This window comes from Enterococcus sp. LJL51, from assembly GCF_054871795.1.
On record NZ_JBTXLW010000030.1, the window covers coordinates 1 to 23,329 of the forward strand.

Sequence of the window (23,329 nt, forward strand, 5' to 3'; positions counted from 1 at the left end):
CAGAATGCAAGAAGAAGCTTTCAGATGAAAAAACAGGTTCGATTTATCGACAACGGAAAATCGATGTAGAACCAGTGTTTGGGCATCTAAAGGCTCATTTGGCGTTCCATCGTTTCCATTTACGTGGAAAACAAGGAGCGAAGATTGATGTTGGTTTGGCTCTCATGGCACTAAATCTAAGAAAATTAGGAAAATATATGGAGAGAAAGAGAAGGGAAGAAGAAAAAACAAGCCCGATTTTGACATTCATCATCAAAATCGAGCTTGTTTTCTTTTTGAGAGTGGATTATGTCCCAGTCTCTTTTTTATTCTTGGGCTATCGCGATACGATATAACGGAAGCAGCTGCTGATAGGTTTCGAGCATATAGCTTTTCGCTTCTTCCGGCTCATCCCATATTGGATTATCTTTTTTTAAAATTCGGCCAATTTGAAATTCGCCTTTTTTCACATCTCTAAATCGCATTAGTCCTTTTTCGTAGGCTCCTTCCGAAAGAAGCTCAACTCCAGGTATAGTATGGTCTAAGGAGAAGTACGTATCTTCTGGAAGTTGACTAAATAATTGCAGATTATCTAAAAATGCTTGAGCGATTGCCTGTTCATTCTTCGGGTTATCAATCAAGGACAACCACATGAACACATAGTCCGGCCAAATTCCCAGCTGGAAATGCGGCTCCATTTTATACCCTCGCTTCTTCCTACTCAAAGCAGACCAAGTATTTTCTGGCGGGTATGTCGTTCGGCGCCGATGCTGAGCGATATGAACGAAGAACTCAATACCTAGCTCTTCCCCTAGCGCCCCCGCAAAATATTCATCTAACGTTTGAAACTTCGGCTGAATCCGGCTACGGATAGCTTCCATTCTTGGTTCCAAACCAGCCACTTCAAATACTTCAAAATCTTTTGCTACAAACATAGCTGCTACACTCCGTTTCTGTCACTAAACTTACTGGAATCATTATCCAAGAAGTATAATCATTAGAATAACGTTTATCTATCATCAAATAATTAATCATTTGATTTCACTAACCAGCTAAAATTATAGCATAGTTCTACCAACTTTCTATATCAGAAAAAAGAAAAGAGCTTGAGGCGTAAATAAGCACCCAAACTCTCCCTTAACTAAAGCGTATAAATTCTCCAGTAAAAATCAGTCAGCATCAAAACCGCTCATCACTGCGGTCACTGGCCTTTTAAGAGCATCCCGCTTACTCCTGAGATACACTACCATGAGCAAGATGAACATCACTTCATACCTACTTGGTTCTCAGCGCCTATCTTTCTGTCTCATCCCCCCCTTTATCATCAGTTATATTCTTTTGTACTCTGATAAAATTTTAGTCATCCTGCCTTTGTCGATTTTTATAATCCCGAAAAAAGCAAACAGGCCTGTCAGTAGTAGCTCTACCAAATTTTGAATCAGAAATGTACTTAATTGGACGGTCTCACCTGCTGTATAAATAGCTGCCCATTCACAACCAAAGCTCAGCAATAACGCAAAAACCAGCAGCTGCCAGAAATTAATCGAAGTCAGCGTCCATAACAGCAGTACAGCCCAGTAATAGCCTGTCCAGATTCCGGTTACCATCAATAGCTGAGATAGTTCCAAATAAGGAGCTTGCCATTGAATAACTATCATTAATGGAACGAGCAGCAGGCTTACTGCGGCACTGGCCTTAACCAGCTTCATTGTTTCACAGTAACGGAAAACAGCTATAGCCGCTCCAGCGATTAAACAACCTATCATAACGATAAGGGACCATGTTAAGCTTCTGGAATAAATAAAGTCAATGCTCATGCAAAGCAGGATACTGACTGCCAACATGCCGTTAAACACCATATATAATACTTCCAATAAATTCTTTCTCTTTAAACTAATAATCATTTTTTGATCTCCCTTCAATAATACATCTAAAGAGACGGAAAATATTTCACTCAGCTGAATCAGACTCTCTATATCCGGATAACTTCTACTCACCTCCCAGTTTGAAATGGTCTGTCTGGATACATGTAATTTATCTGCCAAATCCTGTTGTGTAAAATTAAATTCTTGCCTCTTTACTTTAAGTTTCTCTCCTAGTTCCATCTTTTTCTCCTTCTGTTTTCACTATAGGAAAAGCATACCATTTCTACAAGAAAAGAAAATAAGCATTTCTAAAAACACGCTGCAAAGAATCTTAGCATACTGATAGAATAAGGTTTTCAGCTAGTTGAAAAGAACAAAACAACATTAACTTATATTTTTTCATATCCACTTTTTCTGGTTATTTCCTGAAAAAAATCATATCGAAATTTCAAAACATCTGCTTTTTTATTCATTCTTTATACAAATTATTCATTTAGAAAGCCAGTATCCTTACATAATCCTTAGCCGAAAATGCATATTTTACTATTAAACTATAATTATTTGCATATTTATTTAAGAAAAGTATTGATTTTTGTATTTTCAGGTGCTATGATAGATTCAATTCAAATTAGAAACCGAATTGGAATCTGTAAAGGAGTTTGCATATGTCAAAAGAAAAAGTAATTTTAGCCTATTCCGGAGGGTTAGATACCTCTGTTGCCGTAAAATGGCTGGTGGATGAAGGATACGATGTCATCGCCTGCTGTCTGGATGTTGGAGAAAGAAAAAATTTAGAATTTATAAAAAACAAGGCACTTCAGCTCGGTGCTTCAGCTTCTTACACGATTGATGCAAAAGAAGAATTCGCTCAGGAGTTTGCCTTGATTGCACTGCAAGGACACACATTTTACGAACAATCTTATCCACTGGTCTCCGCACTATCTAGACCGCTGATTGCTAAGAAACTAGTTGAACTGGCAAAAGAAACTGGAGCAACCACTATTGCTCACGGCTGTACCGGCAAAGGAAACGATCAAGTTCGTTTTGAGGTAGCTATCAATTCATTGGCGCCAGCTATTAAGGTTATTGCTCCTGTTCGTGAATGGAAATGGTCACGTGAAGAAGAAATTAACTACGCAACGAAAAAAGGTGTACCCATTCCAGCTGATTTGGATAATCCATATTCTGTCGATCAAAACCTTTGGGGACGGGCAAATGAATGCGGCATATTAGAAGATCCGTGGGCGGCACCACCAGAAGGCGCCTATGATTTAACTGCCAGCTTAGAAGATGCACCAGACCAGGCCGATATTATTGAAATTACCTTCAGCCAAGGTGTTCCAACTGCTATTGATGGAAACCAAATGCTGCTTTCTGAATTAATCCTTTATTTAAATGATTTAGCAGGCAAGCACGGCATCGGACGGATTGACCATGTGGAAAACCGGTTAGTTGGGATTAAATCCCGGGAAGTTTATGAATGTCCGGCAGCTATTACTCTAATGACAGCTCACAAAGAATTGGAAGATTTGACTTTTGTTCGGGAAATAGCGCATTTTAAACCGATTATCGAAAATCAATTATCTCTGGCGATTTACAACGGTCTGTGGTTTAACCCGCTAACAGATGCTCTAATTGCCTTTTTGAAATCAACGCAGAAATACGTAAATGGGGTTGTTCGGGTTAAATTGTTTAAAGGACATGCCATCGTTGAAGGAAGAAAATCCGATAATAGCCTGTATAACGAAGAGTTGGCGACCTACACATCAGCCGATACCTTTGATCAGGATGCAGCGATTGGTTTTATCAAGCTATGGGGGCTTCCAACAAAAGTAAATGCTGAGGTTCAAGCCCAACTGTAAAACAAAGAATAAGAAGGCTTATCTGCGAGATGACGTTTACCAGCAGGTAAATAATGCCATCCATGCCGTCTTTTCGATACTTGCCTTTAGAGAAGCTCCTTTTATTCTGCGGAATGAAATAATGAGTTCAGCAAGGCACTTTTCATCATGCATCCTAATGAACAAGTTAAATCAGCACATGCAATATGACGGTTTATCCATATAAATCCTGTAAAGATTTCGGGCTAAAGAGCATTCCTTGCCTGCATTGCAGACAAAACGACTCCTAGCGCAGCTCGCTTCTTTCACAGGATTTATAGACACAACAGGACTGGATAAACCGTTTTTTCTGTTTCTAAAAAAGTACATACTTATTGAGGTGAATATCATGAAAAAACTTTGGGGTGGACGATTTGAAGGAAAGAATGAAGGCTGGATTGATGAATTCGGCGCATCTATCTCCTTCGATCAAAAATTGGCAGCACAGGATATTAAAGGCAGTTTGGCACATGTAAAAATGCTGGGTAAAACAGGGATAATCAAGCAGGAAGAGGCGGACACCATTGTTCAAGGGCTGTTGACTGTACAAAAGAAGATAGAGGCTGGTGAATTAGCATTTACAGTTGCAAACGAAGATGTCCATTTGAATATCGAAACCTTCCTTCATGAAGAAATTGGCGCCGTTGCCGGAAAATTGCACACAGCACGCAGCCGAAATGATCAAGTTGCTACAGATATGCATTTGTATTTAAAAGATGTTGTCTTGGAAACAATCAATTCTCTGCATACACTGCGGCAGGTACTGGTTAATAAAGCGGACAAGCATGTTGAAACGCTGATGCCTGGATACACACATCTTCAGCATGCACAGCCGATATCCTTTGCCCATCATTTGATGGCCTATTACGGCATGCTCACAAGAGATCAGGAACGTTTTACTGAAAGCTTAAAAAGAATTGATATTTCACCCTTAGGCAGTGCCGCACTTGCAGGAACCACCTTCCCAATAGATCGAAACTTGACAGCACAAGAGCTTGGCTTTACTTCTATTTACGAAAACAGCTTAGACGGTGTTAGCGACCGGGACTTTATTTTAGAATTTTTAAGCAATAGTTCTCTGCTAATGATGCATCTTTCCCGTTTTTGCGAGGAAATCATTCTTTGGTGCAGTCATGAATTTCAGTTTATTGAACTGACTGATACTTTTTCAACAGGCAGCTCTATTATGCCTCAAAAAAAGAATCCGGATATGGCAGAATTGATTCGCGGAAAATCTGGTCGAGTCTTCGGCAACTTATTTGGCTTACTCACTGTCCTGAAGGGACTTCCACTAGCTTATAATAAGGATTTACAGGAAGATAAGGAAGGCATGTTTGATACAGCTCATACTATTTTGACTAGCTTAGATATCATGGCTGGCATGATTGAAACAATGAAGGTAAACGAAGCGGTTATGGCTCAGTCTACAGAAAAAGACTTTTCCAATGCCACTGAACTGGCAGACTATCTAGCAAGTAAAGGCATGCCTTTCCGCCAGGCCCATGAAGTTGTCGGGAAATTAGTACTGGCGTGTACAAAAAAAGGCATCTATCTACAGGATATTCCTCTTGACGAATATCAGGAAGTTACACCGTTGATTCAAGAGGATATCTATGACACGCTTGCATCAAAAACTGCTGTAAAACGCCGTAACTCTCAAGGTGGAACAGGCTTTGAACAGGTGAAATCAGCGATTGAAAAAGCAATAATACAGTTAAAAAAAGAATAGGGGTACCTAAATTTTGTTCACTCAGAAAAGCATATACCAAGCTTTTTAGCCACTTCTCAGGATATTCTGATAAACTGCTTGTTTATCCCATGCATTTAATCCTTTAGGTAGATAGAGTAGGATAATAATCGGATTTTCTCCGGATCATTGTCCTACTCTGTCTAGTTCTTAGCTATTTCACTTAGATAGTCATCAAATCGATCTATTTCCGTTCCTTTTTCTGGTGTCCAACTCACTTGAGATATAAGCTTGCCTTTTTCAAAGGTTGCTATCGTTGGCGTATATTGAATCGCGTAAGTCTCTTTAAAATTTCCCCAGGCAGTCTCATCTTTTCGTAATTGAGCAACATTCAGATACTCCAGCTTTGAATGCAGTTCATACTTTTCCAGCATAAGAATAAGTGCTGGTTCAAAATCACTACAGTCCAAACAGGTTGGTCTTCCGACATACACGACAAAATCTTCCTGATTGGAAACCTTTTCTTCAAAGCTTTCCACTGTTATTGAATTTAATGTATCATAAATCTCTGGATACTGTGTCTTTTCTTCTGCGAGCTGCTGCTGATAGGCTAAAACTTCTTTTTGCTGTCTATTATACCAAATCGCACCAAGGACAAGCACGAACACACTACCAATGATAATCCCTGCTTTTTTCATTTTTCTCTCCTCCTATAAAAGCCAATCCGTCAGCAGCTGCTTCAGCTCTTTTTTTTCAACTGCACCTTCTTGTCGAATTACCTCGCCATCTTTAAATAAAAGTATCGTTGGTGTAGCTGTCAAATTATACTTTTTAATAAAGTCCATATTCTCCAAATTTTTCGCATCTACTTGATTAATCGTTATTCCCAGCTCAGTCGTTACTTCTTTCAATTCAGGGCTAAACACCTGACAAGGGAGACAGTCTTCAGCATAATAATAAACCAATAAAGGCTCAGCCTTTGCTATTTTCTCATTTAACTCAGTGATTTCCATTTTCTCAAAGGCGGCTGCACTAGTTTCAAGTGTGATGTTCCTATAAATAAGGACTGTAAGCAGTAGTAACAATAAAGCCAGACTCAAAATTCTTTTAGAAATGTGCTTCATTCGCTTTCTCCTCCATTCAACTGATAAACTACATCAGAAGCTTTAACGATTTCCTCTGTATGGGTAACAATAAGCACTAGCTTGTCCTTTTTCTTTGTCAGCTCATGGATAGTAGCAATAAACTCTTCCCGAGTCTCAACATCAAGATTACCTGTCGGCTCATCAAATATATAGATATCAGCTTCTTTGTTTAAGGTTCTAAGTAATAGTAGTTTCTGTTTTTGGCCTTGGGAAATGTTTCGACCTGAAGAGCTGACTAAATCATCCATTTGATGATCTTTAGCTACTGAAGTAAATGAATAATGATTTGCGCTCAATGCAGCTTTGTCCTCATCAAAAACAGAATACGTGATGTTACTTTCTACTGATTGATTGTACACCTCCATTTCAGTTGAATAGTAGGCAATATAATCAAAAATATTGGTATTCTTCATTGTTTTCATCGTTTTATGACTATTGATTCTAAATGAGCCTTCCTGATTGTCCAACAGTCCGCTTAATAGTTTTATCAGCGTTGATTTTCCGACACCGTTTTTCCCAACTATAGAATAGATATTCCCTGATTCAAACGTGTATTTTCCTTTACGCAAAATCTGTTGCTCTTCATAAGAAAACGAGACATCCTCAAGCTCAATTTTTTTAATTGCGGCTTCCTCAATATTAATTGTTTCAGGTGCCATTTCTTTATCAAAATCATTCTTAGCTTCAATATATTCAATCGCTTCTCTACTCTTTATATAGGAGAAATAGCTCCCAAACAGCCCACTCAAACCAGAGGTAGCGATATATAAAACATAAACACCACTAACTACCCCAGCTAAAAGATTTAAATGTCCCGTTTTGAATAAAAATGAAAATAAAATGAAATGTGTTAAAATCATCATTGTTCTTGTACCATCTATTAAAGCTGAAATGATTGTATCCGTATCATTCATCTCCAATTTTGTATTAAAGTACTCCTTCAGCTTATTTTGGAAGTTCTGCATGGCAGCTTTATCTTTTGAAAAAGCCTGTATATCAAGAGTAGTACGAATTGATTCTTCAAACGTGCCTGAAAGGCGGTTAGAATTGGCTATAAAGGCTTTGTAGTTCAGGCAGGATTTCTTTATATATAAGCGAGAACACAAATAGAAAATAAAGGACCATAAACACAGATTCATAGCTAATAGCCAGCTGTATTTCGCTAATGCCAAAACTAAAAGAACAGAAAAGAATAAATGGACAATTAAGTAGAAGCGTTCCAGCAGCCCTTGACTAGCGGTAATACAATTCCAAAAATAACCAGATAAGTTATCAAGACCTACTTTAGCATCCATATCACCTAAGTATTTATCGAAAAGCTTCGTCAGTACTTTTTGCTCTACTACATTCGACAAATCCGTTTTAAACCTTGCATTGTAACGCATCAGATTCATACATAATATGATTAAAACGGCTACAAAACAAGCCACTAAGGCAATTGTACCGGTTTGCATAGAATCTACATATCTTCCAGATAAATATTCCAAGCCGTACGTTGCTATTAAAGGAAGAAACATCGCAGCCAGAATTGCAGCCATTGAAAATAATTTTTTCCCATTTGGAATTTCTTTCAATGCTGTTTCAATAACCTGCTCTGGATAGCTCTTATTAATGGTAAAGCTCGGTGTTTTTTCTTCTACTTCGTCAATACAAATAGCATACCCCATGAACTCTTTTTGAAAAGCACCAACCTCTTTTTTAAAAACGTTAAGCTCAGAGGGATCTGAAATCCACACAGAACCCTCATTGAATTCATGAATAACACAATAATGAGGCAGCCCATCTTTTTTAACCGTAACGATTTGCGGAAAGCGCTGAGATCTCAATTCTTCAAAATCCGCGACTTCATAACAATCAGCTTCTACACCATACTCTCCTAATACTTCCTGAAGATCATATAGTGACAATCCTTTTTCACTATACTTTTTATATTTTAAAATCTCTTCAAGATTTCGTGCTAAGTTCGTATTTTTAAATTTTAGCTGACTTAACACTGTTTGAATAGCTGCAACACCGCAGTCATTCGTTTCATTTTGGATACTATGCGCGTATTTCATCATTTTCCTCCTTATTCTTTTCACATACAAACCCTTATCTTACCAGCTCTACAACATCCTTTTCTGTTGCCGATTTAGACGGATAATAACTGAAAATCAACCCCACAGTAACAGATAATAGAACAGCAATAAATGCTGTAAAGAAATCCGGTATAAAGTTGAAGTTCAAAATCATGCTGATAAATTTTGCAATAAACAAGCCCGCGACATAACCAATTCCTCCAGCTACAAGGGTAATCGTCAGTCCTTCAAACAAGAATTGTAATTGTATCGAACGCTCTGTAGCTCCCAGAGCTCTGCGAATCCCAATTTCTTTTGTCCGTTCAGAAATGGACGTATAAATCATATTCATCACACCTACACCTGAAACAAACAATGAAATTGCTCCAACAAAAGTAAACATCGCTGTCATTGATGAAAATAATTCCCCTAAAGTATCAACCATTCCACCATCTGAAACTGGCTGGTATTTTCCAAAGTCCTTATTACTACCTTTGGAATTCATCGTTCTTGTTAAGGTATCAAGCATTTTGACAGAAGAGATTTCATTGGTAAACGTAACATCCATATTTGTTACCTCTTCCCCAGGAAAATATTTAGCATATGTCTGTGCCGGCATTTGAATTTTTAAAGAAGAATAGGAGGTTGAGGGAAATACTCCCACAACTAAGAAATCTTCATCCTGTATTTTAATTACTTCTCCAATCAGCGATTGCTGATTGTTTTCGGAAGCTTCTGCTAAAATTTGAGAGGAAACGTAGACGACTTTATTCTGATTAATTAAATCACTGTCATTAAATGTTCTCGAATGCTTAAGAGAAGCAAGTGATTGCTTCTGCTTTAAAGAATGAATAAGCTGAATCTGCATCGTTTCATCTGTCCCCCGAAAAGATACCTCTTTTTTACGATAGCTCTTCTCCGGATTTTCTTTTGATCGAACAACGTGCTTCACACCATACACACTTTCCAGCAGCTGCATATCCTCCTGACTAAAATTGATAAAATTGGTATCTTTAAAGCTGCTTTCCTCAGGAGTAAATTTTAGTGTCACCTGTGTTGTCTGATCATCACTAGTAGGCAGAAGCTCTCTCATCTGCGCCTGCTTATAGCCTCGTCCCACAGAAACAATGGTAATGACTGAGGCGATGCCAATAATCAATCCCAGCATAGTCAAAAGACTTCTCCTTCGATTTTTGCGTACTGCTTTTATTGCTGACTCCCAAATAATATTTATCTTCATGGATTTCCCTCCTTAGCCAATCACCAGACCATCCCTCACTTCAATCACACGGCTGCAATATTCAGCCGCTTCTGGATCATGGGTAACCATTAAAATAGTCACATCATTTTCTTCATTTAGTGTTTTAAACAAGCTAAGAATCTCGTCTGAAGTTTTTGTATCCAATGCACCCGTTGGCTCATCTGCGACAATAAACTCTGGTGAATTAATCAACGCTCTTGCAATGGCTACTCTCTGTTGCTGGCCGCCTGACAGCTGTTTGGGCAAGCGCTCTCCCTTCCCTTCAAGTCCGACCTTTTTCAGCATATCATTGACTTGCTTTTGAATTTCCTTATGAGAGTAACCAGCGTATAGAAGCGGCAGCTCTATATTTTCAAAGGCTGTGTAATTTTCTATCAAATTAAATGACTGAAAAACAAAGCCTACTTTATCATTACGGATAGCAGACAGCTGCTGATCACTGTACTGATATACTTTTTCGTTGTTGAAAAAGTATTCTCCAGAAAAATCACCGTCTAAAAAACTAATTGTATTCATCAAAGAGGACTTCCCTGAACCGGAGGGTCCCATAATAGCTGTAAACTCACCTTCTTGGATATCTAAACTGATATCATTCAAAACCCATAGTTTATTCTCCTCATCACCATAATACTTTTTAATATTTCTTAGTTTAATCATCCACAGTCACTTCCATCTTATCTTTTAAATCTTTCGATTTTCTGATAATACTTTCCTTTTCCTTTAGTCCTTCTTTTAACAGAAACGTTTCTCCATCAATAACTTCTGCGACAATTTTCTGTTTGTTCGCCTTGCCATTCTTATAGATATAGACAAACTGTTCCTTTCCCTCTGTGACAACTGCATCTGCCGGAATTTTAATTTCATTTTGCTGAATCCCAATTTTTACTGAATAACCTAAGGGAACCTTTTCATCCATCGATACTTCACTTGTATACACCGCAGCACTCCCACTATCTACCTTCGGCACTTCTGATTTATAGGAAATTTTCCCGCTAATTGTTTTGTCTTGGTTTTTGTACATTATCTTAACTTCCTGATTTAAAGCGATTTTCTCTACATCAAATTCTGTTACCGTAAACTCAGCAACTCTATCACTGGAATATACTGTTACTACTGGCTTGGCAGCATCTCTTTTAGCGGTTTCATCAACAACAGCTTTACCATCAAACTCAGCAACCACAGAAGACTCCTTTTTACTATTTAATGAAGCAATTTGTGCATCCACATCTGTCAATAAATCCTGATATTGAGTAATCGACGCTTGAATGGAATTCATATTAGTTTCTGCAGCCTGCTTCTTAGCTTCATCATTTGCATAATTCGCTTGATTATATTTGTACTGCTCTTCCTGAAGCTCTCGATTCAAATTTCCAATATTGGTTTCATAATTAGTCTTCATCGATGTTTTTTCATTTAATGCCAGCTGATTTTCTTTACTGAAATAACTAATCAGGATATCACCTGCCTTTACATCTGCGCCATTTTGAACAGTAATAGAAGCAATTTCGCCAGAGACAGAATCATAGGCAACAGACTGAATCTTTTGGGCTTTGATTGTACCAGAGAAATTTAAATCTTCAGCTGACATTACTTTGTAGCTTGTATACTTCTGTTCCACCTTCTTCTTACTGGAAAATGCTGTTAACGAAACAACACTCACCAGCAACATGCCAATAATTCCTGCTATGATTAAAAGTTTTTTTCTTTTCATTCCTGCTTCCTCCTTTATACTGCCCGATCGACGCTCTCGCCATTAAATAACGAAGCAATTTCTTCTGAAGTAAATGTCGGACCCCAAATTCGTTTTGGATTTCCTTTTTCAAAATAAACACCTAAATTTTCATATTTACCATTTTCCAATGCCATATCAAACATATATTGGGTATATAATTGACCGCCTTTTTCTTTCGACTCATCCATAAAATAAATTTTTTCAGCTACATCTGTCGACAGCTCCTTTATTGCTGCTTGATAATGCTGATATTCCTTTGAACTTTGCTTACCAAAAAAGATAAATAAAGATTCCTTACTGCTCAACATCTTTGTTACATCTGCTGAAGAAACTTCTTTGATTGGTGTTCCGACTTCCGCCACATCCGTCTCTTCCAATGAAGCACTACTGTCGTCAATTAGAGCTGCCCTGCTATTTTGAGAAACTGTTTCTGATGAAAAAGTATTATTTTCTGCTTTATTTCCAGTATGGGAACATCCTGTTAAAAAAACTATTCCTCCAATGATCATTGTTTTTGCAAGTGCATCCAACCATTTTTTATTTTTTTCCATGCCATATCCGCCTTTCATCACTTTAATTTTGTACGCTTACTATAACATTTGCTTCCCCATTGTTTTATTTATTTACCTATTCTGTAAAAATCTATACGCAACAAAAAAGAATGACCATTCGCGTTACACAAATGGTCATTCCTCAAGAAGAGAGTTCTTTCAATTTTAGCAGCTGCTTTAAGTTCAACCTGGATACCAGCGCAGTTTCTCCATTCGGAAAATGGACAATTCTATTCTTTTGATCGATTTTTGTTATATGGTGAAGATTAATTAAAAAGGACTTGTTACTTCTAAAGAAACGCTTGTCTACCCTTTTTTCAATGTCTTTCAATGTGCCATAAAAGTCTGTACGGAGACATTTCCCTTCCAGTAGTATTCTATGGTTGTCTGTTACCTCAAAGAAGTAAATTTCTTCATAAGCAATATAGGATAAATCATCCCCGTCATTCACAGCAAAATACTCACTCTTTACATTGCCTTTAGCTCTTAAACGCTGCGTGATTGTATCAATACATTCGTTGATTTTAGGCTCCATCAATTGAATTTTATCTTTGATGATAAAATCTAACGCACCAACCTTATAATGAAAGGTCAAAAAGCTCATTTCTGAATGGGTCGTTACAAAGATAATATAGCCGTCTGGATCATATTCTCTAATTTTTTGCGCTAAAACCAAACCGTTCATCTGACTTCCTTCAATTTCAATATCCAGAAAATAAATAGCTGTGCCTAGATTGTCTCGAACCGTTTCCAACAACTTCTCCGGCTGATTCGTATTCAGAACTATATCCATTCCCAAATCATCAGTTATCAGCTTCTTATTCAACAAATACGCCAAACCTTCTGACTGAACTGAATCATCCTCACATATATAGATTGGTATCATCTGCTTCACACCTTCTCATAAAAATAGATTTCTTGAATAAAATAATCTGTTTGTATTTTTGTCTTTAACTGCACATTTTTATAACGTCCAATAATCTGTTGAATATTCTTCAAGCCAAAACCATGACGGTAGTTATCTTTTGAAACCTTCCTATCAATCCCGTATTCCTTGTCGTTATAAGTATTTTGAATCACAAAAATTACACTATTATGCTTTTTAACAAAAGCAAGATTGATTTCCTTTTCCTCACTTTTTTCTGCTGCTTCAATAGCATTATCCAACAATATACCCACGCATCTTGTAAGATCCGTATTACTCATTTCAATTGTCTCAATTGGCTCCTTTGCTTCAAAATGAATTTTAATATCCTTTTGATTCGCCTGTAGAATTTTAGGTGCCAGTATCCCTTTTAGCTCAGGTATATTAATATTTTTTAAGTTTAACAGCTTAATAATTCTAATTCCTTTATTTCTCAATATTTGTTCAGAGCTGTTTTCATAGTAGCTTTTCAATGCAGCTAAGCTGAATTCATCATCATAAATCACTCCAGACAAGCCGATAAAAATATTATCGTAATCATGTTGATAGCTTAGAATTTCATCCCTAATCAGTTCAATACTCTGGATGTAGTTTTCCAATTCTGCTGACCGTTCAATCTGAAACTGCAACTTTTGATTCTTTTCATTATTATTGATGATTATAAAAATTGCACTGACCATAATTAATATAAATAAGAATAGATAGAAGCTTCCATCCAACAAGGTTCCTTCGGAAAAATTCTCACTTGTCTGGTTTTGTTCGTCCATCGCAACCTCAACTATCTGTTGATCCTTAGCAGGAATCTCTTTAGTAGATTGCTGTACTGATGCTACATTTAAAACCAGAACCATTATTGCAGGTAGCCAAATAATTTTCTTGAAAATACCTTCAACCTGCACTCTTTTTAGAAAACGGATAATCCCTCGATTGATAGAATAATAGAGCATTACAGAAAAAATACTAACTAAAATCAGATATTGAAGCATGTCTACATTAGAGAGTAGCGCCATCATTAATAAAGGCACAATATTCCTTACTGCATAAACCAACAAATAAATTAATGATAGATTACCAATAGCTTCCCTGTATGAAACACCCTTAAATAATAGTAGAACCAAAACCAGCAGACTTAAAAGAGTCCCCAATATTAACTCATTAGGAACACCCGTATACGCCACCTCAGTGCCTGATGAATTTGATAAAATATATTTGAACTTAACAAAATCAATACACACAAATAAACCAATAATTCCTATCCAGTTTGCAGTAGTAATTGCCTTACGAAATTTTAGCTGCACACACAAAATAATTGGAATCACAATCGTTAAATATAAAAAATAAAAATTTTCCCAAAACATAAAAAAATCCTTCAGCATCCTTTTTCTCCTTTTTGTACGAATTACTTTAATTATAGCATAGGAAGGTCTTATATACTTATCGAGAAAATAAATAATAACAAAAAGGCTATTATAGATAAACAAATCTCTTTCTATTCTAGCCTTTTTTATCTTTTTTATTCCAATGCATCTTTGATTTCATTTGGTAAATCATCAAAATCTTCATCGTCATCAAGGTAAATATTATTTACCCCTTCTTTTAACCCTTCCTGCTGAAATTCCTCTAAGCCGTTAAAGTTATGTGTATTCATTCTAGAGTAAATAAAATATCCTGCTCCTCCAATTAAACTAGTTGTGACACATACCAAAATAACTTTTTTTATAATTGATAATTTTTGTTTTTCTTTCATATGTACTCTTCCTTTCAATGAAAATATTCTATAGTTTACACCTACTTCAATACAATTAAATAACAGCTTGCAAGCCTTTGGACACATTAACGTAACCTTTTTCAGCCTGTGTATATGAGTAGTCTTTGAAATCATTTGCTGTCCATTTTCGAAAACACAAAATTTATCTGCTAATCGTTTCAGGACTCAAGGTATAGGGAATCGCTGAATTACCAATCCCCCATACTCTTTTTTCCTGCATTTTTCGGAAAGTGCTTCAAACAGTCATTAAGTAAACAAACTTTATTTTATAAAAGAAGCAATAGTCCTACGATTTCATTACTAATACTTAGTTGCTTTTGTACGACTACACCCATTTCCAGGAGCCACAGCTTATAAGAACTCCATTACTATAGATACAGACTCTTGTCCATGCACCTGCTAAAATATTTTGTGCTTCTCTTTTTGCTAATTTTTTCATGTCATTTCCCCCTAAAATGAATTGCTACTTTTATTTCATAAAGAATAGTTTATACCTAATTTGTCTGAGCTACCTTATCCAAGTGTTGTTGTTTTATACCCAACGCCATGGTGTACAACCAACTAAGCGCCCATTTTTATATACACACACACGTACCCAAATACCTGCCAAAATGCCCTGTGCTTCTTTTCTCATCAATTTTCTCATTTTTGTTTCCTCCTAATAATAAGTTTTTTTGTAGTTTCTCCTGCAAATCATTTCCAAATGCAACAAATAATTATGCCCTTACGATAATAACAAACTCTATAACTTGCTTGAACTGCGTCAGCCTTTTTCCGTAGAAAGCTTTTTCATCTCTGCTCCCCCAATCCCACTTATTTTGTTGATAGACCTGTCTACATCCGAATCATAGCATTTCTACTTTGTATTTTAGGTTTTTTACTGATTTTGACGAATTTACCACGTATAATGCTGCTGAAAACCATTTGCGTTACATCAACTGTTATTTTGAAATAGTATCTCTTATGATTAAAGAACTCTCTCCTACAAGCAAATTTAAAGCATACAAAAAAGGGCTGTGACATTAGTGTGCCTCAGTCCTTAAACTTGGATAAACTGTGTTTTAGAAGTAACTACTAGCAGCGAGCTGCATCGATGTCCGCTCAACATCAGTGGTAAATCACCGTGTTTCAAGGCTCTTCGACAATAAGGCGAAAATTCGCAAAAATCTGTGGAACACCAGGTAGGAATCAGTCAACATCGAACGGTTTACCTTCATGTTTCCTGTCATTTTCGGAATTTCCGCCTTATTGCTTAGAATTACTGTAATTGCTCTTTTAAGCTGAACAGATGATGAAAAGTACCTACTTGGTGCTTGAAGCTGACCACTTCTGTCACAACCTCGTAGTCTCAACATACTTAAACCTGATTCTAAAAGGATAGAGAAGGAGCTCGGTTTATATTTCGGACTCGTGGTCCTCGAGGTTTTGTTCGAGCTTCCTTTCACCCTCACTATACGCTATAAATAGAAAATAGAGGTCGAGACAAAAGTGTTTAGCTTCGAGAAATAAGACGAATTATCCGAAAATAGCTTTTCATATTTTTGAGATAGTTCGGCTTATTTCCGAGAGAGCTACTTTTGGAACGCCGTTTATTCGGATTTTAGACAAAGAAGAGTTCGGGCATTTACTTATGTCCCAAACTCTAATCTTAGTATGTTTGCTTAGATTTTTTTATAGTTATCTTGCTTTTGTTCGAGTATCTGCATCAACACCAGGAGCTTTGCCTAATTTAGCCTGCAGCATCCAGATTTTCTTTTCGATATCTGTTTTATTAGCAATAAAGATATCTTGAGTAGAATCGTCGCCTTCCTCACCAGAAACATCAATACCTTTTTGATATAGGTCAGCTAAATAACGATAACCTTCTACTAATTTTTCCATACGTTCAGGAATTGTACGGTCCCAATTGCCTACTTCATCTTCGATGCCAGTGTTATCCGCAAATTCTCTTAAGGTTGAGTATGGAGAACCATCCAGCGTAATCAGACGTTCAGAAACAACATCAAGCTGATCGTTAATTTCATCCATATAATCGTCCATTAACGGATGCAGTGTTAGGAACTCAGGTCCGCGCATATACCAGTGTGTTTGGTGGATAACCACTGAAAATTGGCTTAAGTCTGCTACTAATTGATTTAGTACTTCTTTTGTTTGTTCAAATTTCATTATTATTCATCCTCCTAAATTTTGTCTACATTACTAGTTTAGTATGAAACAGAGGAAAAGTACAACAAAATCTCTCAAGAATGGAATATTTATTTTTTAATAGTTATTATAATCTAATCTGATTCCGTTGTGGCTGATTCTTCTGTAGAACCCTGGGTTTCTTTTAATAAATCATCAATTGCCTGCTGAAGCTCTTCATCTGTTGTCTCTTCATCTAAAGCCGGCTGGCTGTATAAGGAATCCAACATCTCATTCATCACTTCATCTACCGCTTCGTTTAATCCGTCATTCAGTTCTTCATCATCTTCTGTACCCGATATAAAAGCCATAAATATACGAGAAACGGTTTCCTCCTGAGCCGCCGGAATATACCATTTGCCGCCTTCTTTTTCCAGCTTTAAGCTAATTTCAATATCATCATTTTCTATTTTAATAACTTTTATGCGTTCCGTTAAAATGGAAATTGTCGATTCAAGGATTTCTTGATCTGTTTCTGCGCCGTCAGCCTTTTCAACAGCTTCCCGAACTAATGTCCTAGTCATTTCCTTCATCGCATTGACCAAATCCAGGCCAGTAATGAAGTAAGTGATTTCGGCACCTTTTTTATTCTCTTTTATTTCAACAATTCGATAGCTTGTTTTTGCTTTGGTCTGCTTCAGCAATTCCTGTGTCAGCTTCTCCGCCTCTTCTTTAGGTACTTTTGTCCCAGTTGACTCTAGACCAGAAATAAAGTTTTCCTCAAAGTCTAAACTATTATCATCCAGCTTCTTTCCAGTGGCCTCTCCATCTCTAAAGCCTGCTTCAAACTCATTCTTCTTTTCTTGGTAAATCAAGCGGTCAATAAGCAATTCACCCGCTTCATCAGCCGGAATAGCTCTGTTGCAGCCCGTCAGCAGAATGCTGACAAACGCAATGATCATTACTGCTGCTTTTTTCATATGTACCCTCCATTAGTGTTCATTCACTTGCTATATGTTTGTTGCTACTATCTATTATTCCTAAAATATAGAGAAAAGTCCACATAAATTCAGCAAAATTTTCGCTGTATAAGGAACCTCTAACAGAATGGTAGGCGGTGGAATAGTAACTGGATAAAATCTATTGAATGTGTCAGTATTCAGATTTACAGCACAAGTTGGCTGATTTAAAAGAATCCCTTTTACCAACAGCAAAAGCAGAGAGAGGGCTGATTATTAAAAATAATTAAATGAGTTTTATAAACTTTGCGTATCTTGTTTTGAAGGGAGGAGTACAATGACTAATCTGTTGTTGTTTATTTTCGGCGCTTGCTTAGGTTCATTTTATTGTTTAACAGCTGAACGAATACCTAAAGGAGGCTCGATCCTGTCACCAGCCTCTCACTGCCCCCACTGTTCCCAAAAACTGCAGTTTTATGAGCTGATTCCGTTATTTTCTGTTATTCTACAACGGTTTCGCTGTAACTACTGTGCTAAAAAAATTCCTTTTATCTATTTTTTCAGCGAGCTGTCTGGCGGATCATTAGGTGTTCTTTGTTTTTCACAAGAAATTAACCTATCCTCCCTTCATACCTTTTTACTATTGTCTATGGGATTAGTACTCTCTTTGACAGACATTTTCTATATGATTGTAGAGCCCAGAATTTTTTATCCCTGCACCTTTATTTTGATTTTCTGCCACAGCGGGTTGGGACACCCCCTATATTTCCAAACCTGTCTGATTGTATTCAGCAGTCTTTGCTTGCTGAATAAACTAATTGAACAATCGATTGGCTACGGGGATGTTTTACTATTATCATTCTGGGGGCTGCTTTTAGATGGAAAAGGCATCTTGTTTATCTTATTTTTTTCTAGTGGAAGTGCCTTACTATATGCACTATTCCAACGTATCTTTTTTCGTAGAAGGGTCGGACAAATTCCGTTCGTCCCTTTCTTATTATTAGGATTGATTCTCTTTGTATTTTCATCTGATTATCCACTTATAATTTTTAGTCAAAATACACTATTGGCTTTATTAGAATACCTTTGATTGAACAACCTTTCTATTCATACTATTGATTAAAAAATATAAAAATCTCAAAGAACAGTTGGATTTCTCTGTTCTTTGAGATTTTTATATTTGGAACAATTCATTCAGCAAAGCTCCGCTGTTTCTTATTTAGCTTTCCAGTGGTCTTCTATGAATTTTGCTCGTCCGGAGCCTTTTCTATAAAGATTATAGTGCAGACGATTCTTTTTGTAATAATCCTGATGGTATTCTTCAGCCGGATAAAACGGCTGAGCAGGCTCAATTTTAGTAACAATTGGTTTTTTAAAGCGTCCGCTGTTCTCCAGCGCTGTTTTAGAAGCTTCTGCCGTTTTCTTCTGCTCCTCATTCTCGTAAAAGATAACTGGACGATAAGAATCCCCTCTATCTGCAAACTGACCTAAAGCATCTGTTGGATCTGTCTGTTGCCAATAGATATTAACCAGTTCCTTATACGGCAGAATAGTTGGATTGAAAGTAATTTCAACCGCCTCAGTATGCCCCGTTGTTCCCGTTGTCACCTGTTGATAGGTTGGATTCTCTACGTGACCGCCAGTGTAACCAGAGACCACAGAAATAACCCCAGGATGCTCATCAAAAGGATGCACCATACACCAGAAGCAGCCGCCAGCAAAAATTGCTTTTTCAAAATCAGCCATATTATCCCTCCTCATATAGCAATAATACGCCCCTTAGATTAATAAGCACAATTATCTGCTTTTCTAAGAATTAGAATTCTAACTAATCCAGCTGCTTGTTCATGATTGAACGGGCTACTTTTTCTCTCATTTGCAATTCATTGATACCATATGTTTTTTCGTAGTAAGTGATTAACAAATCAATAGCAAAAATTTGAGACACTTTTCCCGTCAATGAACCGCCATTCAGCAAATACTCTTCTATTGCGGTTTGTAAAACAACATCGCCAATCTGAGCAATCGGAGACAGAACATAGTTTGAAATCACAATGATTTTTGCTTGATTCTTTTTTGCAATCGATAAGGCATCGTAGATATCCGTTGTCTTCCCAGTAAGACTTAACGCAATTACGACATCTTCTTTTGAAAATAGCGAGGCATTCATTGCCTGATAATGAGAATCTGTAATAGCCTTTGCCTGGACTCCTCCCCTTAAGAAGCGCGACTCCATGTCTCGAGCAGTGATGCCGCTGGAGCCAACTCCGAAAATATAGATATTTTTAGCATTATAAATGTATGTCACAGCAGTTTTCAGCTTTTGCTCATCAGCCAGTACACAGGTTTCTTGGATTGCTTTGATTAATCGGTCTTCAATTGTTTTTATAAAGTTTTTTTCAGTCAAAGAAGAATGACTCGGCACACCTGCTGGAAATCCTTCTTTGGCAATATCGATTTTTAAATCAGAAAACCCATTATATCCAACTTTCTGGCAGAAACGAACAATCGTTGCATCCCCAACCATTGTTGCTTTCTTAATATCCACCATTGTCTGATGCAGGACTTTTTCACCAGATGAAACGACATAATCAGCCACTTTCTTTTCTGATTTTGTTAAATAAGTATAGTTTGCATGTATATTTTCTAAATAACTCATCATCATTCTCCAACCTTCATTTATTAGTACCATTTTCCATTTTTTTTCGCTTTTTGTCAAATTTTCTTCCTCCTCCATATTTACATTTTCGGAGGAGTGTAGTATATTGTTTTTGGAGACAAACTCCAAATTTTATATTATGGAGGTAAAAATGGAGAAAAGAGACTTTTCAAAAAAAATAAATGGCGGTGTTATTGTATCCTGCCAAGCACTTCCTGGAGAGCCTTTATATTCAGAAACCGGAGGAATCATGCCTCTAATGGCCAAAGCCGCTGAACAAGCAGGTGCTGTAGGGATTCGGGCAAACTCGATTCGGGATATTAAGGAAATTAAAGCTGTTACCCAGCTGCCCATTATTGGGATTATTAAGCGGGAATACCCTCCACAACAACCGTTTATTACAGCTACAATGCAGGAAGTTGATGCACTTGCGGAGGAAGGCGTTGCAGTTATCGCACTTGATTGTACAAACAGGGAACGTTATGACGGAAAAACAGTTACTCAAAATATCCAAGCGATTAAGCAAAAATATCCGAATATGCTTTTAATGGCAGATATTGCCACTTTGGCAGAGGGTGAATTGGCTTGGAAGGCTGGTGTAGACTTTGTCGGAACTACATTGGCTGGTTACACCAGTGAAAGCCGGAAAGATGACGGACCTGCGATAGAGCTAATTCAGCAATTAGTCGCACAGGGCATTGATGTAATTGCCGAAGGGAAAATTCAGACGCCTGAACAGGCAGCCGAAATCAGCCAGCTTGGCGTCGCCGGAATTGTTGTTGGCGGAGCGATTACCCGCCCTATGGAAATTGCTGCACGTTTCATTTCAGCTGTAGAAGCTGTGAAAAAATAATTTGGGTATTTATTAAAGGAGGAGTTATATGTTTAAGAAATTTTCTCAACTAGGACGAGCATTTATGCTGCCTATAGCTATTCTGCCAGCAGCTGGTTTGCTGCTTGGAATCGGAGGAGCGTTATCTAATGCCAGTGCTATTCAAGCTTATCCTTGGCTGAATCAGCAATGGCTGCAAACAATCTTAACTGTTATGAGCAATGCCGGAAATGCAGTTTTTAGCAATTTAGCTCTTATTTTCGCAATCGGTTTAGCTGTTGGTCTGGCAAACGGTGATAAAGGAACTGCAGGATTAGCAGGCGGAGTCTCATTTCTTGTTTATACGACCACTATCAGCGGATTACTTCAGCTTTTCTCACCGGATAATACTATAGACACTGGTGTAATCGGTTCCATCGCGATTGGCGGAACGGTATCCTTTCTTCATAATCGCTATCGGAAAATTGAACTGCCCCGCTTTTTAGGCTTCTTTGGCGGCTCCCGATTCATTCCAATTGTTTCTTCACTTGCTGCAATTATTATAGGTGTCATTTTCTTTTTAATCTGGCCGCCTATTCAACAAGTAATGGTCTCTGTAGGTGAAGGGGTTGCTGGTATGGGCAGTATCGGTACATTTCTATACGGATTTCTGCTTAGATTAACTGGGGCTGTCGGTCTTCATCATACTATTTATCCAATGTTCTGGTACACCTCTTTGGGCGGAGTAGAAACTGTTGCGGGGGAACAAATTGCCGGAGCTCAGAATATTTTCTTTGCTCAACTGGCTGATCCAAACCATACTGGTTTGTTTACTTACGGAACTCGTTTTTTTGCCGGACGATTCGCTACTATGATGTTCGGTTTGCCTGCAGCCTGTTATGCAATGTATCGGGCAATACCGAAAGAGAATCGAAAAAAGACTGGTGGTCTTTATGCCAGTGGTGCGCTTACTTCTTTCTTAACAGGTATCACCGAACCCATTGAATATATGTTTTTGTTCAGTGCTCCGTGGCTGTACGTCATTCACGCTTTTCTTGATGGCTGTTCCTTTTTCGTTGCAGACTTGCTCAGTATCCGTATTGGAAATTCATTTTCCGGCGGTTTAATTGACTTCCTGTTATTTGGGGTTTTCCAGGGAGAAAGCCGAACCCATTGGCTCTATATTATTCCACTAGGTTTACTTTGGGCCGCTGTCTATTACTTTGTTTTTTCCTTCTGTATTAGAAGATTTAAAGTAGCTATTCCCGGAATGGAAATCACTGATGATGAAGGAGATAAATTAACAGAAACAGTCAAATCAGGTTCGTTATATGATGATTCTCTAGTGATTATCGAAGCACTTGGCGGTGAAGAAAATATTATCTCAGTAGCAGCCTGTGCGACACGCTTACGTGTTGCTGTCAAGGCAAGCAATATCGTCGAAAAGGAGCACATCAAACAGCTGGGAGCAATCGCTGTGCTGGAAATAGATGGCGGCATTCAAGCTGTCTTTGGCGGCAAAGCAGATTTATTTAGTCAGGAGATTAATCAAATACTGGGTACAGAATAATGTTCCACGAAGTTTGATTTTCACTTAATTAGCAGTTTCAACTGAATATAAAAAAGGGAGTGGGACATAATCCACTCTCAAAAAGAAAATAAGCTCGATTTTGATGATGAATGTCAAAATCGGGCTTGTTTTTTTTTCTTCCCTTCTCTTTCTCTCCATATATTTTCCTAATTTTCTTAGATTTAGTGCCATGAGAGCCAAACCAACATCAATCTTCGCTCCTTGTTTTCCACGTAAATGGAAACGATGGAACGCCAAATGAGCCTTTAGATGCCCAAACACTGGTTCTACATCGATTTTCCGTTGTCGATAAATCGAACCTGTTTTTTCATCTGAAAGCTTCTTCTTGCATTCTG

23 protein-coding genes are annotated in these 23,329 nt (G+C 37.5%); 6 read left to right on the forward strand and 17 right to left on the reverse strand.

The genetic code is table 11. The features are described 5' to 3' along the window. A partial coding sequence (locus ACYSNQ_RS17565; RefSeq protein WP_426084872.1) for a transposase occupies positions 1 to 335 on the forward strand: 335 nt, incomplete at its 5' end. Here the strand turns inward: ACYSNQ_RS17565 and ACYSNQ_RS17570 are convergent. Beyond that, a complete protein-coding gene (locus tag ACYSNQ_RS17570) occupies positions 306 to 914 on the reverse strand; it encodes a DUF1054 domain-containing protein (protein WP_426084873.1) in 609 nt (202 codons plus the stop codon). The two genes, ACYSNQ_RS17565 and ACYSNQ_RS17570, sit on opposite strands and share 30 nt — an antisense overlap. A gap of 393 nt (positions 915 to 1,307) precedes the next feature. Continuing rightward, positions 1,308 to 2,084: a helix-turn-helix domain-containing protein gene (locus tag ACYSNQ_RS17575; protein ID WP_426084874.1), complete on the reverse strand. Its 777-nt coding sequence runs from the start codon at positions 2,082 to 2,084 to the stop codon at positions 1,308 to 1,310. Between the two features lie 425 nt (positions 2,085 to 2,509). On the opposite strand from ACYSNQ_RS17575, the gene ACYSNQ_RS17580 reads away from it, so the two are divergent. Both ACYSNQ_RS17580 and argH read left to right on the forward strand, forming a co-directional pair. After that, positions 2,510 to 3,706, forward strand: a complete 1,197-nt coding sequence (locus ACYSNQ_RS17580) for an argininosuccinate synthase (RefSeq protein WP_426084875.1) — start codon at positions 2,510 to 2,512, stop codon at positions 3,704 to 3,706. Between the two features lie 367 nt (positions 3,707 to 4,073). Then, a complete protein-coding gene (argH, locus tag ACYSNQ_RS17585; protein ID WP_426084876.1) occupies positions 4,074 to 5,453 on the forward strand; it encodes an argininosuccinate lyase in 1,380 nt (459 codons plus the stop codon). A gap of 161 nt (positions 5,454 to 5,614) precedes the next feature. Here argH and ACYSNQ_RS17590 read toward each other — a convergent pair whose 3' ends face one another. The 12 genes from ACYSNQ_RS17590 to ACYSNQ_RS17645 form a co-directional block, all read right to left on the reverse strand. Beyond that, complete coding sequence (locus tag ACYSNQ_RS17590) at positions 5,615 to 6,109, reverse strand: thioredoxin family protein (protein ID WP_426084877.1); 495 nt, start codon at positions 6,107 to 6,109, stop codon at positions 5,615 to 5,617. A gap of 12 nt (positions 6,110 to 6,121) precedes the next feature. After that, positions 6,122 to 6,535 (reverse strand): thioredoxin family protein, encoded by a 414-nt coding sequence (locus ACYSNQ_RS17595; RefSeq protein WP_426084878.1) that lies wholly within the window; start codon positions 6,533 to 6,535, stop codon positions 6,122 to 6,124. Then, positions 6,532 to 8,613, reverse strand: a complete 2,082-nt coding sequence (locus ACYSNQ_RS17600; RefSeq protein ID WP_426084879.1) for an ATP-binding cassette domain-containing protein — start codon at positions 8,611 to 8,613, stop codon at positions 6,532 to 6,534. The genes ACYSNQ_RS17595 and ACYSNQ_RS17600 overlap by 4 nt, the downstream gene beginning before the upstream one ends. Before the next feature lie 34 nt (positions 8,614 to 8,647). Continuing rightward, complete coding sequence (locus tag ACYSNQ_RS17605) at positions 8,648 to 9,853, reverse strand: ABC transporter permease (protein WP_426084880.1); 1,206 nt, start codon at positions 9,851 to 9,853, stop codon at positions 8,648 to 8,650. Between the two features lie 12 nt (positions 9,854 to 9,865). Next, positions 9,866 to 10,531, reverse strand: coding sequence for an ABC transporter ATP-binding protein (locus ACYSNQ_RS17610; RefSeq protein WP_426084881.1), 666 nt, complete (start codon positions 10,529 to 10,531; stop codon positions 9,866 to 9,868). After that, positions 10,524 to 11,585: an efflux RND transporter periplasmic adaptor subunit gene (locus ACYSNQ_RS17615; RefSeq protein WP_426084882.1), complete on the reverse strand. Its 1,062-nt coding sequence runs from the start codon at positions 11,583 to 11,585 to the stop codon at positions 10,524 to 10,526. Before ACYSNQ_RS17615 ends, ACYSNQ_RS17610 begins: the two co-directional genes overlap by 8 nt. A 14-nt stretch (positions 11,586 to 11,599) precedes the next feature. Next, positions 11,600 to 12,157 carry a hypothetical protein gene (locus ACYSNQ_RS17620; protein ID WP_426084883.1) on the reverse strand — a complete coding sequence of 186 codons (558 nt, stop codon included), beginning with the start codon at positions 12,155 to 12,157 and terminating at the stop codon, positions 11,600 to 11,602. Between the two features lie 142 nt (positions 12,158 to 12,299). Further along, positions 12,300 to 13,043 (reverse strand): LytR/AlgR family response regulator transcription factor, encoded by a 744-nt coding sequence (locus tag ACYSNQ_RS17625; protein ID WP_426084884.1) that lies wholly within the window; start codon positions 13,041 to 13,043, stop codon positions 12,300 to 12,302. Between the two features lie 5 nt (positions 13,044 to 13,048). Beyond that, on the reverse strand, positions 13,049 to 14,458 hold the full coding sequence (locus ACYSNQ_RS17630; RefSeq protein ID WP_426084885.1) for a GHKL domain-containing protein: 1,410 nt from the start codon (positions 14,456 to 14,458) through the stop codon (positions 13,049 to 13,051). Positions 14,459 to 14,595: 137 nt separating this feature from the next. After that, on the reverse strand, positions 14,596 to 14,829 hold the full coding sequence (locus ACYSNQ_RS17635; RefSeq protein WP_426084886.1) for a hypothetical protein: 234 nt from the start codon (positions 14,827 to 14,829) through the stop codon (positions 14,596 to 14,598). Between the two features lie 1,698 nt (positions 14,830 to 16,527). Next, the gene (locus tag ACYSNQ_RS17640) at positions 16,528 to 17,016 is read right to left on the reverse strand and encodes a Dps family protein (RefSeq protein WP_426084887.1); all 489 of its coding nucleotides are present in this window, start codon (positions 17,014 to 17,016) and stop codon (positions 16,528 to 16,530) included. A 113-nt stretch (positions 17,017 to 17,129) separates the two neighbouring features. Continuing rightward, positions 17,130 to 17,954 (reverse strand): DUF5105 domain-containing protein, encoded by an 825-nt coding sequence (locus ACYSNQ_RS17645; RefSeq protein WP_426084888.1) that lies wholly within the window; start codon positions 17,952 to 17,954, stop codon positions 17,130 to 17,132. 316 nt (positions 17,955 to 18,270) lie between these two features. Between ACYSNQ_RS17645 and ACYSNQ_RS17650 the strand changes: the two genes are divergently transcribed. Further along, complete coding sequence (locus ACYSNQ_RS17650) at positions 18,271 to 19,023, forward strand: prepilin peptidase (protein WP_426084889.1); 753 nt, start codon at positions 18,271 to 18,273, stop codon at positions 19,021 to 19,023. Positions 19,024 to 19,148: 125 nt separating this feature from the next. Here ACYSNQ_RS17650 and msrA read toward each other — a convergent pair whose 3' ends face one another. Then, entirely contained in the window at positions 19,149 to 19,679 is a 531-nt protein-coding gene (msrA, locus tag ACYSNQ_RS17655) for a peptide-methionine (S)-S-oxide reductase MsrA (protein ID WP_426084890.1), read from the reverse strand. A gap of 82 nt (positions 19,680 to 19,761) precedes the next feature. Further along, positions 19,762 to 20,592: a MurR/RpiR family transcriptional regulator gene (locus ACYSNQ_RS17660; protein WP_426084894.1), complete on the reverse strand. Its 831-nt coding sequence runs from the start codon at positions 20,590 to 20,592 to the stop codon at positions 19,762 to 19,764. A gap of 151 nt (positions 20,593 to 20,743) precedes the next feature. Here ACYSNQ_RS17660 and ACYSNQ_RS17665 point away from each other — a divergent pair, with 151 nt between their 5' ends. After that, positions 20,744 to 21,445, forward strand: coding sequence for an N-acetylmannosamine-6-phosphate 2-epimerase (locus tag ACYSNQ_RS17665; protein ID WP_426084891.1), 702 nt, complete (start codon positions 20,744 to 20,746; stop codon positions 21,443 to 21,445). Between the two features lie 28 nt (positions 21,446 to 21,473). Further along, complete coding sequence (locus ACYSNQ_RS17670) at positions 21,474 to 22,973, forward strand: PTS transporter subunit EIIC (RefSeq protein WP_426084892.1); 1,500 nt, start codon at positions 21,474 to 21,476, stop codon at positions 22,971 to 22,973. A 24-nt stretch (positions 22,974 to 22,997) separates the two neighbouring features. Here the strand turns inward: ACYSNQ_RS17670 and ACYSNQ_RS17675 are convergent. Beyond that, the coding region (locus ACYSNQ_RS17675) for a transposase (RefSeq protein ID WP_426084893.1) at positions 22,998 to 23,329 on the reverse strand (332 nt) is incomplete at its 5' end.

Coding starts and splice junctions, on each gene's coding strand:
- ACYSNQ_RS17570 (WP_426084873.1), bottom strand. CDS start 914: ATGTTTGTAGCAAAAGATTTTGAAGTATTTGAAGTGGCTGGTTTGGAA.
- ACYSNQ_RS17575 (WP_426084874.1), bottom strand. CDS start 2,084: ATGGAACTAGGAGAGAAACTTAAAGTAAAGAGGCAAGAATTTAATTTT.
- ACYSNQ_RS17580 (WP_426084875.1), top strand. CDS start 2,510: ATGTCAAAAGAAAAAGTAATTTTAGCCTATTCCGGAGGGTTAGATACC.
- argH (WP_426084876.1), top strand. CDS start 4,074: ATGAAAAAACTTTGGGGTGGACGATTTGAAGGAAAGAATGAAGGCTGG.
- ACYSNQ_RS17590 (WP_426084877.1), bottom strand. CDS start 6,109: ATGAAAAAAGCAGGGATTATCATTGGTAGTGTGTTCGTGCTTGTCCTT.
- ACYSNQ_RS17595 (WP_426084878.1), bottom strand. CDS start 6,535: ATGAAGCACATTTCTAAAAGAATTTTGAGTCTGGCTTTATTGTTACTA.
- ACYSNQ_RS17600 (WP_426084879.1), bottom strand. CDS start 8,613: ATGAAATACGCGCATAGTATCCAAAATGAAACGAATGACTGCGGTGTT.
- ACYSNQ_RS17605 (WP_426084880.1), bottom strand. CDS start 9,853: ATGAAGATAAATATTATTTGGGAGTCAGCAATAAAAGCAGTACGCAAA.
- ACYSNQ_RS17610 (WP_426084881.1), bottom strand. CDS start 10,531: ATGATTAAACTAAGAAATATTAAAAAGTATTATGGTGATGAGGAGAAT.
- ACYSNQ_RS17615 (WP_426084882.1), bottom strand. CDS start 11,585: ATGAAAAGAAAAAAACTTTTAATCATAGCAGGAATTATTGGCATGTTG.
- ACYSNQ_RS17620 (WP_426084883.1), bottom strand. CDS start 12,157: ATGGAAAAAAATAAAAAATGGTTGGATGCACTTGCAAAAACAATGATC.
- ACYSNQ_RS17625 (WP_426084884.1), bottom strand. CDS start 13,043: ATGATACCAATCTATATATGTGAGGATGATTCAGTTCAGTCAGAAGGT.
- ACYSNQ_RS17630 (WP_426084885.1), bottom strand. CDS start 14,458: ATGCTGAAGGATTTTTTTATGTTTTGGGAAAATTTTTATTTTTTATAT.
- ACYSNQ_RS17635 (WP_426084886.1), bottom strand. CDS start 14,829: ATGAAAGAAAAACAAAAATTATCAATTATAAAAAAAGTTATTTTGGTA.
- ACYSNQ_RS17640 (WP_426084887.1), bottom strand. CDS start 17,016: ATGAAATTTGAACAAACAAAAGAAGTACTAAATCAATTAGTAGCAGAC.
- ACYSNQ_RS17645 (WP_426084888.1), bottom strand. CDS start 17,954: ATGAAAAAAGCAGCAGTAATGATCATTGCGTTTGTCAGCATTCTGCTG.
- ACYSNQ_RS17650 (WP_426084889.1), top strand. CDS start 18,271: ATGACTAATCTGTTGTTGTTTATTTTCGGCGCTTGCTTAGGTTCATTT.
- msrA (WP_426084890.1), bottom strand. CDS start 19,679: ATGGCTGATTTTGAAAAAGCAATTTTTGCTGGCGGCTGCTTCTGGTGT.
- ACYSNQ_RS17660 (WP_426084894.1), bottom strand. CDS start 20,592: ATGAGTTATTTAGAAAATATACATGCAAACTATACTTATTTAACAAAA.
- ACYSNQ_RS17665 (WP_426084891.1), top strand. CDS start 20,744: ATGGAGAAAAGAGACTTTTCAAAAAAAATAAATGGCGGTGTTATTGTA.
- ACYSNQ_RS17670 (WP_426084892.1), top strand. CDS start 21,474: ATGTTTAAGAAATTTTCTCAACTAGGACGAGCATTTATGCTGCCTATA.